The sequence below is a fragment of the Vibrio sp. McD22-P3 genome (assembly GCF_021568915.1).
GTDB classification, from domain to species: Bacteria; Pseudomonadota; Gammaproteobacteria; order Enterobacterales; family Vibrionaceae; genus Vibrio; species Vibrio mediterranei.
The window spans coordinates 235,150-248,928 of the sequence record NZ_JAKGTN010000003.1; the positions used below are offsets into that span (position 1 = coordinate 235,150).

Annotated in this window: 12 protein-coding genes and 2 pseudogenes; 11 read left to right on the forward strand and 3 right to left on the reverse strand. The window is 43.9% G+C overall.

Translation table 11 applies throughout. The annotated features are described in order from the left end of the window. Window positions 1–6 precede the first annotated feature (6 nt). Complete coding sequence (locus L2W36_RS05025) at window positions 7–660, forward strand: MBL fold metallo-hydrolase (RefSeq protein WP_107306966.1); 654 nt, start codon at window positions 7–9, stop codon at window positions 658–660. 52 nt (window positions 661–712) lie between these two features. Here L2W36_RS05025 and L2W36_RS05030 read toward each other — a convergent pair whose 3' ends face one another. Beyond that, window positions 713–1,384 (reverse strand): DUF2982 domain-containing protein, encoded by a 672-nt coding sequence (locus L2W36_RS05030; RefSeq protein ID WP_236109473.1) that lies wholly within the window; start codon window positions 1,382–1,384, stop codon window positions 713–715. A 211-nt stretch (window positions 1,385–1,595) separates the two neighbouring features. On the opposite strand from L2W36_RS05030, the gene L2W36_RS05035 reads away from it, so the two are divergent. The 8 genes from L2W36_RS05035 (at window position 1,596) to L2W36_RS05070 (ending at window position 10,017) form a co-directional block, all read left to right on the forward strand. Then, window positions 1,596–1,958 carry a MarR family transcriptional regulator gene (locus L2W36_RS05035; RefSeq protein ID WP_038225886.1) on the forward strand — a complete coding sequence of 121 codons (363 nt, stop codon included), beginning with the start codon at window positions 1,596–1,598 and terminating at the stop codon, window positions 1,956–1,958. A 388-nt stretch (window positions 1,959–2,346) separates the two neighbouring features. Continuing rightward, window positions 2,347–3,441 carry a TRAP transporter substrate-binding protein gene (locus L2W36_RS05040; RefSeq protein ID WP_236109474.1) on the forward strand — a complete coding sequence of 365 codons (1,095 nt, stop codon included), beginning with the start codon at window positions 2,347–2,349 and terminating at the stop codon, window positions 3,439–3,441. A 106-nt stretch (window positions 3,442–3,547) separates the two neighbouring features. Then, window positions 3,548–4,090, forward strand: a complete 543-nt coding sequence (locus tag L2W36_RS05045; protein ID WP_062457260.1) for a TRAP transporter small permease subunit — start codon at window positions 3,548–3,550, stop codon at window positions 4,088–4,090. A 10-nt stretch (window positions 4,091–4,100) separates the two neighbouring features. After that, on the forward strand, window positions 4,101–5,384 hold the full coding sequence (locus L2W36_RS05050; protein WP_006073742.1) for a TRAP transporter large permease: 1,284 nt from the start codon (window positions 4,101–4,103) through the stop codon (window positions 5,382–5,384). Between the two features lie 110 nt (window positions 5,385–5,494). Beyond that, a complete protein-coding gene (locus tag L2W36_RS05055; protein WP_006073741.1) occupies window positions 5,495–6,844 on the forward strand; it encodes a cache domain-containing protein in 1,350 nt (449 codons plus the stop codon). Continuing rightward, entirely contained in the window at window positions 6,844–7,479 is a 636-nt protein-coding gene (locus tag L2W36_RS05060; RefSeq protein WP_006073738.1) for a response regulator transcription factor, read from the forward strand. Before L2W36_RS05055 ends, L2W36_RS05060 begins: the two co-directional genes overlap by 1 nt. 194 nt (window positions 7,480–7,673) lie before the next feature. Continuing rightward, window positions 7,674–8,150 carry a MarR family winged helix-turn-helix transcriptional regulator gene (locus L2W36_RS05065; RefSeq protein WP_006073734.1) on the forward strand — a complete coding sequence of 159 codons (477 nt, stop codon included), beginning with the start codon at window positions 7,674–7,676 and terminating at the stop codon, window positions 8,148–8,150. A 295-nt stretch (window positions 8,151–8,445) separates the two neighbouring features. Next, window positions 8,446–10,017: a BCCT family transporter gene (locus L2W36_RS05070; RefSeq protein WP_006073732.1), complete on the forward strand. Its 1,572-nt coding sequence runs from the start codon at window positions 8,446–8,448 to the stop codon at window positions 10,015–10,017. Between the two features lie 77 nt (window positions 10,018–10,094). On the opposite strand, the gene L2W36_RS05075 is transcribed toward L2W36_RS05070, so the two are convergent. Next, window positions 10,095–10,727 carry a CatB-related O-acetyltransferase gene (locus L2W36_RS05075; RefSeq protein ID WP_236109475.1) on the reverse strand — a complete coding sequence of 211 codons (633 nt, stop codon included), beginning with the start codon at window positions 10,725–10,727 and terminating at the stop codon, window positions 10,095–10,097. Between the two features lie 460 nt (window positions 10,728–11,187). Between L2W36_RS05075 and L2W36_RS27470 the strand changes: the two are divergent. Next, a pseudogene (locus L2W36_RS27470) lies at window positions 11,188–11,844 on the forward strand (cache domain-containing protein); the annotation flags it as partial. After that, window positions 11,842–13,014: pseudogene (locus L2W36_RS27475) on the forward strand (methyl-accepting chemotaxis protein); the annotation flags it as partial. The pseudogenes L2W36_RS27470 and L2W36_RS27475, both read left to right, overlap by 3 nt. A gap of 45 nt (window positions 13,015–13,059) precedes the next feature. On the opposite strand, the gene L2W36_RS05085 reads toward L2W36_RS27475, so the two are convergent. Then, the gene (locus L2W36_RS05085) at window positions 13,060–13,776 is read right to left on the reverse strand and encodes a 3'-5' exonuclease (RefSeq protein WP_038226056.1); all 717 of its coding nucleotides are present in this window, start codon (window positions 13,774–13,776) and stop codon (window positions 13,060–13,062) included. Window positions 13,777–13,779: the final 3 nt, after the last annotated feature.

Below are 13,779 nucleotides of genomic sequence, written 5' to 3' on the forward strand. Positions count from 1 at the left end.
TTTATGATGAGTCTTCAATATCAAGTAGTGCCTGTCACTTCATTTGCGCAAAACTGTTCTATCGTTTGGTGTGACGAAACCATGAAAGGGGTGGTTGTTGATCCTGGCGGTGATGTAAAACAGCTAGAAATGCTGATCAAAGAACTTGGAGTCCAAGTTGAACAGCTGGTACTCACCCATGGGCATTTAGATCACGTTGGCGGAACTGAGCCACTTGCAGAGGCGCTTGATGCTAACATTGTTGGTCCTCATAAAGCTGATAACTTTTGGCTACAAGGCTTAGAAAACCAAAGCCAAATGTTTGGTTTTCCTTTAACTAAAGCGTTTGAACCCAATCAATGGTTAGATGATGGTGATACTATAGAGTTTGGTAATCAAAGTCTTAACGTTATTCATACTCCGGGCCACACTCCAGGTCACGTAGTGCTGTTTAATGAGGAATCAAAAGTCGCCTTTGTTGGTGATGTTCTCTTTAATGGTGGTATTGGACGCACAGATTTCCCTCAAGGTGACTACGCTACTTTGATTAACTCGATTAAGACAAAGTTGTGGCCGCTGGGTAATGACGTAACATTTGTACCGGGTCACGGCCCACAGTCTACCTTTGGTCATGAGAGAGCATCCAATCCGTTTGTTGCCGATGAGATGCCGCTCTACTAACAGACGTCTAAGAGAAGCGTACTGACAATAAGCGATTAAAAGTAACGCTTCTCTAGGATAACTCTCTATCCGCCGCAGCCAAATAGCGGCGGGTAAGACCCACAAACTCGTCTGCAGACCTGTCTAAGTCGGCCTCAGCTACAAATACATCAAATCCATAAAACTCTCGCTGATAACGCATTCGGTTTGCCAACATGGCGAGCAGTCCTCTGTACTCTTTTCCCTCATTGGTAACGTAAGCCTCAGAGTCCAATACTATGTCTTCAAAATTAAGTGCTGGAGAAGTTTGCTGGGCACCCAAATAAAGCAATGCACGTTGGCTTAGCAAAAGGTCGGTTGCCACTCTAGGACAGATGCCATCTAAGTAAGGTTGATAGTGTTTAAGTCTGATTCCGATCCAAGGCAGTGGTTTATGCCAACCTTCTTGGTGGTGAGTGCATACGCCTATTCGTTCGATATTACTCCATTTAACGACCCAGCCACCTTTAAATACGTGTTGCTGGAAATGAGTCGCTGTCAGTGTGAAGGTGACACGACTTTTGATAAGCATAAAGTAAGCAAAGGTCATGACTGCAGCGACGAGCGTAATAAACACCAGTGCTTGCTGCCAATTGGGGGAAAGTAGAAGAAAACTAAAACAGGCTAGTCCCCCAACTGCTGCAACGACTTTAATGGTCGGAGATTGCCATGAGTAGTTATGATTGCTGAAATGTAATGTATCCATAGTGACGACTAATTTTTTACCCTATTTGGTTCTTTATACCGAAGAAGCGATAATAAAGTTTATTGTTTAAATAATAGCCATAAACGTCCTAGGTCTGCATTTTTGACGCCACTTTGTGTCAATCCTCTACAAAAGCTATCAAAATTTTGGTATAAAACGCGCTTCGAATTTTGACCACTGTCTTGGTGCAGTGAATTGGAGAGAAAACTAAATGAGACTTGCTCATAAGCGCAAAGTGCAATCTAAGTTGCAAAAGCGCGTTAAAGCGGTAGTTGCCAACACAGCAGCTGCAACAAAAACAGAAAAGCCTGTTGTAGCGAAAGCGCCTGTAGTTGAAACCGCAACTGCGACAAAAAAAGTTGATGTAGCCTTAACTCCTAAGCAGCAACAAGTGCTAGACATCGTTGCTAAAAATGCTGACGGTATCAATCCAAAAGGCATCGGCCTAGAAGCTGGCCAAGAAGAAGCGAAAGCAGCATCTTGGGCGACTGGCGCACTTAAGAAGCTTCTAGAAGAAGGCTTAGTGGCTAAAGAACAGCTTGCGGGCAATAAAGTGATCTATAAAGCGCTTTAAGCGTTCACTTTACCCATTCTCAAAAAGACCCCTTATTCAGGGGTCTTTTTGATCCAGAAGACTAAAATGCACTAATGTTAGCGACTGATGTCACAAAAGTAGCGATTGTGTAATTGGTGCCTGATAATAAATGCCTAAGTACTTTTACTATCACCTTTCTAACCCTACCTTCTTAAATTATTGATTTATCGACATTAGGATTTTTTCTGCGGTTATTTCCTACGTATTTCTACGTAATACCAAGGTCTGATGACGCTAATTAATGGTTTTATCACTGCGTGCTCTCACTAATACCCGTTATTCAGAATTGCATCCATAGTTGTGTGGAATGTGAAACTTGGAGTCGCGACAGTGACTTCAACAGGGAACCTACTCAAGGAACTGAATAATGAGTCTAATCAAGAAATCAGTAACACGTGTCATAAAGAGCACGGCGATTGTTGCAGCAACGTGTTTAGCGTTTGTTGCAGGTACCGCAAATGCAGCCGATAAAGTTTATCGTTTAAAGTTAGCCGAAACATGGGGGCCAAACTTCCCTATCTTTGGTGACGCAACGAAGAACATGGCGAAAATGGCAGAAGAAATGTCAAACGGTCGTTTGCAAATCCGCATTGACTCTTCGAACAAGCACAAAGCGCCTTTCGGTGTGTTTGATATGGTTAAATCTGGTCAATATGACATGGGTCACTCAGCGTCGTATTACTGGAAAGGTAAAGTGCCAAATACCCTCTACTTTACGACAATGCCTTTTGGTATGACGGCACCAGAGCAGTACGCTTGGTTCTATCACGGTGGTGGTATGGAACTAATGGAGAAAGTGTATGCGCCGCATAACATGATGTCTTTCCCAGGTGGTAACACTGATGTTCAGATGGGCGGATGGTTCCAAAAAGAAATCAACAGTGTAGATGACCTACAAGGTCTGAAAATGCGTATCCCAGGTTTTGCCGGCGAAATCCTAGCAGAGGTTGGTGCTAAGCCAACAAACATCGCTTCAGGTGAGCTGTATACCTCTTTAGAACGTCGTACCATCGATGCACTTGAGTGGGTAGGACCATCACTAGACCTTCGTATGGGCTTTCACAAAATTGCGCCTTATTACTACACCGGTTGGCATGAGCCAGCAACAGAGCTGCAATTCCTAGTAAACAAACGTACTTGGAACAAACTTCCTGACGATTTGAAAGCAATTCTACAAATCGCTATGAAGACAGCTGCGTACGACATGTACATCCAATCGACTCACGAAAGTGGCAAGAACTGGGCAACTATCCAAACAGATTACCCAGATGTGAAAGTTAAAGACTTCCCACGTGAAGTAATGGATGCACTGCGTGATGCGAATGACAAATTGCTAAAAGAGCACGCAGCTAAAGATGAGATGGCAAAAGAAATCCAAGCTTCTCAAGCCGCTTATCTACAGCAAGTACGCTCTTGGACTGATATTGCGTCTAAAGCTTACCTAAACAAGTTCGACAATTAATACCCCCTTTAAGTGGCGCGGCTCCTGCGCCACTTTTTCCCAAAAAATGGTCATACGCCCTTAACTAAAACAATGAACTAAATATGGCGGATAGGCGGAAAGTTGTATGCGTAGTTTAATTTACATTGAAAGACTGTTTAACAAGGTAGCGGATTTGCTAGGCTGGTTATCCAGTATTTTGTTTTTGCTCTTATTGGTGAATGTTGTTTATGACGTAGTGATGCGCTACGTATTTAATGATGTTTCTATCGCCTTCCAAGAAATGGAATGGCATTTGTTCTCAGCGGTGTTTTTACTAGGCGTCCCATACGCGATTAAGGCGGGTGGACATGTACGAGTAGACGTATTCTACGAGCGTTTATCTATCAAAGCTCAAGCCATCATCGACCTACTAGGCACTTTTGTTTTTCTTTTCCCATTTTGTTTATTGGTCGCTTGGTTTGGTATCGATTTTGCCAAAGAAAGTTACGCGCTAGGAGAAACCTCTGGTGACCCTGGTGGCTTACCTTATCGCTGGATCATCAAAGCGATGATTCCTCTTTCATTCTTCTTTATGGCGATTGCTGGTGTTGGCTTAGTTCTGCACTCATTGAACAAACTGTTCAATCCACACCTCATTTACGCTAAGTCTTCCGGCTCAAACGAATAAGGACATTCTCATGATCGGTATTGTGATGTTTTTTGTAGCCTTATTCGCGCTACTACTCGGCTTTCCTGTTGCTTTCACTTTTGGCGGTATCGCGCTGATCTTCGGTGTGTGGGCTGAAGGGATAGAAATGTTTGCGTTTATGCCATATCGCATACAGTCCATTATGGAAAATACGGTATTAATGGCTGTACCTCTGTTTGTTTTTATGGGGTTAGTTTTACAAAAGACTCGACTAGCTGAACAGCTTCTTGAGTCGATGGGTCGTCTGTTTGGTGGTGTTCGTGGTGGTATCGCTATTTCAACGGTACTCGTGGGTGCATTGCTTGCAGCATCAACGGGAGTTGTAGGGGCATCCGTCGTCGCCATGGGGCTTATCTCACTGCCAGTGATGCTAAAGTACAACTATGATAAAGGGTTGGCCTGCGGCACCATTTGTGCTTCGGGTACTCTAGGGCAAATTATCCCACCATCCATCGTGCTTATTCTTTTGGGTGACGTGTTAGGTGTTCCAGTAGGGGATTTATTCCAAGCTGCGTTATGGCCGGGCTTTGTCCTAGTTGGCGCTTATGTCGCTTACATACTCATTTATGCAAAGTTAAACCCAGAGAGTGCTCAACCGATTCCAAGAGATGAAACTATTTCACGCTCAGAGGAAGTAAAAACGGCGTTGAAAGCGATTATTCCGCCGTTAGCACTAATTGTTGTGGTATTAGGCTCTATCTTTGCCGGTATTGCGACGCCGACGGAGTCTGCTGCTCTCGGTGGAGCGGGTGCAATTGTTCTATCACTTATGTATCGCCAATTCAGTTGGGGCATGCTCTATGATGCGTCTAAAGAAACGGTGAAAGTGACGGCGATGGTATTTGCGATTCTGCTTGGTGCAACAGCGTTCTCAATGGCGTTTACTTACACCGGTGGTGATATGCTGGTAGAGGAATGGATGCTTGAACTGCCTGGTGAGAAATGGGGCTTCCTAATCATTACCATGGTGGTGATTTTGATTCTTGGTTTCTTTATCGACTTCGTAGAAATCTGTTTCATTATCGTACCGATGATTGCCCCTGTGGCAGAGCTAATGGGTATCAATATGACGTGGTTTGCTATTTTAATTGCGATGAACCTGCAAACATCGTTCTTAACCCCACCATTCGGTTTTAGCTTGTTTTATTTGAAAGGCGTAGCCCCTAATGGCGTGACCACAAGAGATATTTACCGAGGCGTAATGCCATTTATCGCGATACAAATAGTCGTCTTAGCGTCGATACTTATGTTCCCAGAATTTTATGGAATGTGATCGGAGCTGCGTTAGCTCGGCATAGTGGTTCATTTCTATTTTAGACATTGCTACTGTTTACAATAGGAAACAATAAGCTACATCCAATGCAGCTTAGAAAAAGGACTTCTATGCCGCTCAAAGCAAAACTTATCTTACTGACACTCATCCCACTTATCATTGTGACGGCGAGTGTTAGTTGGATAACTCTTCACCAAGCAAAAGCCCTCGGAGAAAATGAAATTAACATTTTCCGAGAGAGTCTTATTCGCTCAAAAGAATCTGCTCTTAAAGATAGCGTCGAAATGGCCTTTGATGCCATTGAGCAGGTCTATAACAACTCTTCATTAACTGAGACTGAAGCCAAAAATCAGGTCAAAGAAACGCTCAATCGTCTACGTTATGGAACCGATGGCTACTTTTTTGCCTACGATAAAAACGGCACCAACCTTGTTCACCCAATTCTTCCGCAACTTGTTGGTCGAAACTTGTTAAAACTTCAAGACCAAGATGGTGATTACCTGATTGAAGCTCTGTTGTTTCAAGCTCAATCAGGAGGGGGCTATCACCAGTACTTATGGCAAAAACCTTCTACTGGAGAAACGGTCACCAAACTTAGTTATGCAGCTTGGCTGGATAAGTGGGACTGGATGATAGGGACCGGGCTGTATATCGAAGATGTGGCGCAAGAAGTGGCAATATTAAGGGCCGCCATTGATAACAATATCGAGACCACGATATTTTCTATCGTGACAATTTTCGCAGTAACAGTAGCGGTGATTATTGTACTGACCTTAGCGGTTAATTGGCACGAACATAAATTAGCTGATAAAAATCTAAAAGAGCTCGCCCATAAAACGGTGATGTTTCAGGAGGATGAACGTAAGCATTTAGCCAGAGAGCTTCATGATGGGGTAAATCAATTGCTGGTGTCGAGTAAATGTCATCTTGAGTTGATGGACACGAGAAGCGTTGATGATCGTTCTATGGGGCACTTACAGCAATCTCAATCTTCATTGTCAGAAGCAATAATGGAAGTTCGTCGAATTTCCCATCACTTACGTCCTAGTGCTTTGGATGATATAGGTTTGGAAGCAGCGATTACCACTCTCTTGCAAGATTTTAAAACCTACTCCATGGCAAGTACTGAACTGGTTTTAGACTCCAATGCCTCGAAACTCAAATCTGAAGTGGCGACTACACTCTATAGAGTGGTTCAAGAGTCTCTTAATAATATCGAAAAGCATGCTCAGGCGACCAAGGTCACCGTGTTCTTGAAGCAATTTGGCGGTGTACTACAGTTGATCGTCACCGATGATGGAGTTGGATTTGATGTTGGAAATGCGATGAATAGCCGTGGGATTGGATTAAGAAACATGCGCGAACGAGTGGAATTCATCGGGGGAGAGTTCGAGCTGATTAGTGAATATGGAAAGGGAACAGAAATTACCGTGTTGTTAAAGGTAGAGGAGGCAGTGTAATGGATGCCAAGATCCGAGTCGTCATTGTCGATGATCATCAGGTTGTTCTTGAAGGTTTTATGGCTAGGCTAGAGCGCGAGCCGGAAATCGATGTGGTTGCAACTGCAAGCAATGGTGTAGAAGCTATTGAGGTCGTCAAAAGCACTTTGCCGGATGTAGTCTTAATGGATGTAAGTATGCCGATAATGAACGGCATTGAGTCCACGCAAGTGCTTAAAGAAGAGCTTCCCAATATCCGAGTTCTAATGTTAACGATGCATGATAATCGTGAATACATTATGAAGGTAATGCAGGCAGGAGCGGTAGGTTACATGCTAAAGGAAATCTCCGCAGAGAAAATGGTGCAGGCAATTAAGACTGTTCACCAAGGGTCGACCTACTTTTGTGAGTCAGTCACCCAAACATTGTTCTCTCAAGAGATTACCCCTGTCGTAGCAAAGTCCAACCCATTGAGTCGACGTGAAGAGTCTGTGCTCAAGCTAGTAGCTCAAGGTTGTAGTAGTAAGAAAATAGCTCAGATGTTAGACATCTCCTATCGAACGGTGGAGACTCACCGTCAAAACATCAAACATAAACTGGATCTACATTCGACGGCAGAGTTGGCAAAATACGCTCTAGAAAATGGTTTGTCGTAGGGTGCTTAAACGATTTGGTTTAATATGCTCTTAACGAGTATAAAATAGGTGTGAAGCTAGATTTAGCGAGGGTTTAGGTTGTTTAAGTGGATAAAAGCTGTGATCAATTGAGATTTTTACTAAAATCACGACGCATTCTGTTTCGCGTTCTGTTATAAAGAGCGCGCTAACTCTTTGAAAGACTGGATTGGAAATTGGAAAAACACGAAGAAGTATTGGTGGCGTTACGCCAGATTATCCGCGCGATTGACCTACACTCTAAAAAGCTTAAGAAAGAGTGCGGCTTGACGGGGCCTCAGCTTATTTTGATGAAAGCTATCAAAGATATGGGTGATGTGACAATTCGTGAACTTTCAAACTCAACCAATATCAGCCAAGCCACGGCAACGACGATCATCGACCGTCTTGAAGCTCAAGATTATGTCCAACGTATTCGGAGTCAGCAAGACAAACGCAAAGTGCACGCAACACTGACTGAGAAAGGAGAGGAAGTATTGAAAGATTCGCCTTTACCACTTCAGGATAGCTTCGTTCAGAAATTTCAGCGTCTAGAAAGTTGGGAGCAAACTTTATTACTGTCGTCGATCCAGCGTATTTCGTTGATGATGAATGCCGACGATATTGACGCGTCTCCAGTTCTACAACTCGATAGTAATATTTCAAAGAACTAGTATTTTATTGGAATAGTGGCCTCATCAATTTGGGGCTATATGTCTCTTCTACTTTGGCCCTTAAACTCCCGCCCACTCCGATTTAATTCGAGTTCTAATCGTTAATTGTCTCAGTTCCATTTGGTACGAATTGTCTGACTTTCCTAACATTTTGTGAAATTCCGCTTATAATTTGGTAAAATACAGCGTTTGCAAAGCAGATATCGTTAAGGGTCAGCTGTTCGTTGTAGTCCAGCATTCATAGTTTTGACCTAAAATGCTTTGAGTTAAAAGGAATGGGTCATAGAGAGGATTAATGACAAAGGGTATTGATAAGTACAGTATTGATAGTACTGACTACACTATTGGGCAAGATAATGTCCAGAAATGGGGGTTTGATGTTCATAACCCTGTCTTCGGGATTAGTGCGGGATTTATTGCACTGCTTCTATTATTAACCGTCATTGTTGACGCGGATACCGCAAAATCTGCTCTTGATGGTATCAAACTAGCAATCATTGATAAATTTGATTGGCTATTCATGTGGTCTGGGAACATATTTGTTGTTTTCTGCCTAGCATTGATAGTGTCCCCATACGGTAAAATCCGCCTTGGTGGTAAAGATGCGGTCGCGGATTATTCGTTTATGTCATGGCTTGCCATGTTGTTCGCTGCTGGTATGGGTATTGGCTTAATGTTCTGGAGTGTAGCTGAGCCCGTGGCTTACTTTACTGGCTGGTTTGAAACTCCACTAGGTGTAGAGCCAAACACTGCGGCGGCAAGAGAGCTTGCAATGGGTGCTACTATGTTCCATTGGGGTCTACACCCATGGGCAATCTACGGCGTTGTTGCTCTTTCACTTGCCTTTTTTGCCTACAACAAAGGTTTACCTTTGTCGATGCGTTCAATTTTCTATCCGATTCTTGGCGACAGAGCTTGGGGTTGGGCAGGTCACATCGTTGATATTCTTGCGGTATTGGCGACATTGTTCGGCTTAGCAACATCTCTTGGTTTAGGTGCGCAGCAAGCAGCGAGCGGTATTCATCACGTGTTTGGTGTTGAGTCAGGAATGACTTTGCAAATAGTCGTTATTGCGGTCGTAACATTATTAGCGGTTGTTTCCGTATTACGCGGTATTGATGGCGGTGTTAAGGTTATTAGTAATATCAACATGATCATCGCCTTCTTGTTGCTTATATTAGTTGCTTTTATTGGTTATGCCGTTACATTTGCCGCGATTCCTGAGACGTTGTTTGCGTATATTAAGAACATTATTCCACTAAGCAACCCTCATGGACGCGAAGATGAAGTATGGATGCACGGTTGGACTGTGTTCTACTGGGCGTGGTGGATTTCATGGTCCCCATTCGTAGGTATGTTTATCGCGCGTGTATCGAAAGGTCGTACTGTTCGCCAATTTATTACAGCAGTACTTATCGTACCTACCGCAGTGACCGTGGTGTGGATGTCAGTATTTGGTGGCATGGCTATTGATCAAGTGATTAATCAAGTTGGCTCACTGGGTACTAATGGCTTAGGTGATGTTCCATTGGCGATGTTTGAAATGTTCGATGAATTGCCTATGGGTACGATGCTCTCTATCGTTGCTGTTGTGCTTGTTTTGGTGTTCTTTATTACGTCGTCAGACTCAGGCTCTTTGGTAATCGATAGTATTACAGCGGGCGGTAAAGTCGATGCACCAGTTATTCAGCGCGTATTCTGGGCGTTTATGGAAGGTGCTATCGCAGTTGCGCTACTTTGGATTGGTGGTAATGAGGCGATTGCAGCATTGCAAGCCGGTGCGATTTCATCCGCATTACCGTTCACCATCATTTTGCTGATGATGTGTGTGAGCCTATTGCTTGGTATGAGAACTGAAAAATACTGATTGCAATCTGAGCAGATAAGAAAGAGCGGCTAATTAGCCGCTCTTTTTGTTTATCGATGTTCAAATTATGATTGCTATTAACGGCTTTCATAGAGTGTGTGAGCACTTTCAAGTGCATCGATATCGCTGGCGCAAATGAGGTGTCGTAGCGCCTCGAATTTTTCTTCACTCCATTGATAGATATTGAGTGTTAGCAAACGCTTTATGCTGTCGGCATCAAACCTATGCTTAATGACCTTTGCTGGGTTACCGCCAACAATGGAATAAGGCGCTACATCTTTCGTCACCACGCTATTCGCCGCAACTACTGCACCTTCACCAATAGACACTCCTGGCATGATCATAGCTCGCATGCCAATCCATGCACCATCAGAAATAATGGTATCGCCTTTCGATTGATAAGCTTGTTCGACATTGTCTAAAAATGGATAGAGTGAAAACCAATCGAGTCGATGAGTGTGGTTGCCACCCATAAGTATTACTGCTTCCGCTCCGATACAGACATAATCGCCTATATATAGTTGGTCAATGTCCCATGGCGGCGACTTATGTCGAGTTTGCTCGTCGCCATGCAGGTAGCGGACGACAGACGACTCGAAACCATTGTCGTAAGCGTCGCTGTAATAACTATGCGTACCTTTAACGTGGATATTAGGGTTAGTCACAGTTTGATGGAGTAGTTCAAACCGAGTCCAATGTTTGGAGTTCATAGTGAACCTCTAAAATTAGCCAAAGTGAATGTTGAGAAATTCTCGCGAGTTTTTGAGTGCTGTCAGCACAAAAGTCAACATTAGCTAATGAATGTGAGGTTGCTTCAAGTAGGCAATGGCCTCGACAACTGCATATTGTCTTTGGTAGATCTTTAACATGTCGAGTCCTAAAGAAATGGAGTGATCAGCCGATTATAGTGGAGTTGATTAAATCTCCAGCATAATACAAATAAAAACATTGTTTGTAAAATTAGTGGGGTCAATGAAATGTCACTACAAAATGCTTATAAGTCAATATATTGGCGCTCGATTTTGCTGCTGAATATGTATATTATTCGCACGCCACGTAGTGGTTAACAATAAAAATAACAACCAAAATCCGACAAAGACAGAATAATAAACTATGAACTTATCATTAAGACAAAAGCTTATTGCTGCCACACTCAGTGCGGTGGTGCTCATGGCGGTCGCGTTGACCATTCTTGCCGCTAATCAATTATCCTCGCAAACTAATGCTGCAATCAGTGCACGTGCGAACAACGTCTCATACGCTGCTGTAGAAGGCATTAAAAACTGGGTCGATATTCGCAAAACTATCGCCACTGCGTTCAACGGTTTTGTTGATCAAGAGGATAAAGTTCCATATTTACAGCAAGCTCGCATAGCGGGTGGCTTTGACGATATTTTCTTTGGCACTCCGGCTGGTGAAATGTTCCGCTCTCACCCTGAGCGTAATCGTGCTGATTACGATCCTCGTACCCGTCCTTGGTATCAAGAGGCTCAGGCTGCGAATAAACAGATTATCACTGAGGCCTATCAAGATGCCATTACCAACGCACTGTTGGTGACAATTGCAGAGCCAGTAAAACAGCACGGCCAACTTATGGGGGTCGTTGGGGCTGATGTTCTCATTGACCAATTAGTTAACGATGTAATCAGCTTAAACGTCGGTAATAATGCGACAGCAATGCTCATTGATCTGACTAATGGCACTTTCTTAGCGCACCCTAACAAATCGCTACTTCTAAAGCCTGTGACGGCATTGGGTCAGAGTTTTAATATCCAAACTATTCAGCAAAAAGCGTCCGATAACTCAATGTTGGAGCTTAAACTAAACGGTACTGAGAAGCTGATGTTCTTCTCGAAGGTTCCCGGAACAAACTGGGTGTTTGCGGTTGAACTTGATAAAGCGACAGAACTAGCGGGTCACAAAACGGCATTAACTCAACTGATTATTACCTCTCTGATTATTCTTATTCTGGTTGGTATTGTAGCGTCGTGGTTGATGAGTTTCTTAGTGAATGACCTCGCGCGCGTCTCAAAAGCATTGAAAGAGATTGCTTCTGGTGAAGGTGACCTAACTCAGCGTTTAGAACCACGTAGCAAAGATGAAGTAGGGCAGTTGGCTAGAAACTTCAATACGTTCGTCAGCTATATGCATGAGACGGTCATGCATCTGAAAGATGTATCATTGGCTCTATCGGAGCAAGCTAAAGATACGGCAACGCATGCCCGAGTGCGTAGCCAGCGTATTCAAACACAGCAAGATGAAATCAACATGGTTGCGACAGCGATTAACGAGATGGCTGCGGCCACTCAAGAAATCGCAAGTAATGCCGACATGACAGCATCTAATTCGTCAGAAGCGGTTGGTGCGAGTAATCACGGTGCTGGCCAAGTTTCTCAAACTCAAGGCTCTATTCAAAATCTGGCGGCAGAAGTTCAAGTGGCGACAGGCGTAATTCAAGAGCTTGAGACGCACGGTAATAGCATCAATACCATTCTTTCGACTATTCAAGACATCGCTGAACAAACGAACTTGCTCGCTCTTAATGCAGCAATTGAAGCAGCACGTGCAGGAGAGCAGGGGCGTGGGTTTGCGGTTGTAGCGGATGAGGTTCGTGTGCTTAGTCAGCGTACTCATGCGTCGACTCAAGAAATTCAAAGTACGATTGAAACCTTGCAAGCAACTACTGCAAAAGCGGTGGGTATTATGAACGATAGTCGAAAACTGGCTGACACTAGTGTTGACGATGCGAACTGTGCTGCAGCGAGCCTAACGCAAATTCATGCAGCTGTTGAACAAATCAGTGATATGGCTGCGCAAATAGCTACGGCGGCGGAAGAACAAGCGTCTGTGACCTCTGAAATCACTCGAAATACCCAAGGTATACGTGATGTGTCTGATGAGTTAGCTGAAGAAGCTCAGGAAGCGGCACAGCAAGCCGTTGACCTGTCTAATTTATCTCAGAAACTAGAGAAAGAGATTGGTCGCTTTAAGATCTAATCTTATTTCCCCTCTGACCAAAAACGGTCAGAGGGGAATGCGAAGCTATAGCCAAATCTCACTAATCGTATGCTTGCCTTCGAAATGATAAGCGAGCTGAGCTTGTAAAAGTTCAGCTGTCGCGATGGCATCGGTCAGCGCATGATGAGGTGGGTAATCAGGTAAACCATATCGACGTCGGCTTTGACCAAGTCTCACAGAGTCTGCGCGTTTCCCTTTCAGTTTGTTAATAATGCCCCCGGTCAGGCGCGATTGATAATCTGATTCGATTTGCATGGTATCGACAACCGGAAACTCAATGCCTTCTCCAATCATTCGCTTAAGCGCACTATTGAGAAAGCCTCTCTCAATTGGCCGGTAGTGAACCACAATAATTTTCCCTGCCAGCGCCGAAAGGACATCACCCAAAACTTCATCTAGTGTTGGTGCGTCAATAATGTCGTTGTGAGTTATGCCGTGAATGACAACGGACTCTTCTTCAAGCTTGGCTTTGGGTCTGATGGTCCAATGCGCTGCTTGCTTGAGACGAATACGAGACGCGGTAAACGGCACTAAACCGATAGAGAGAATTCCGTCCTTATCTGGATTTAGTCCGGTGGTTTCGAAATCCAGTGCAACGTACTCTAACTCACTTAATGGCGTGTCTGCGGCAGGTAGTCCAGCAGAGTAAAATGCTCGTAGACGCTCATCATTAACTCGTTCTGCCAAGGTCGCAAACTTGTTTGTCCACTGAACGGATGGGGGCTGAAGTAATTTCTTAATCAT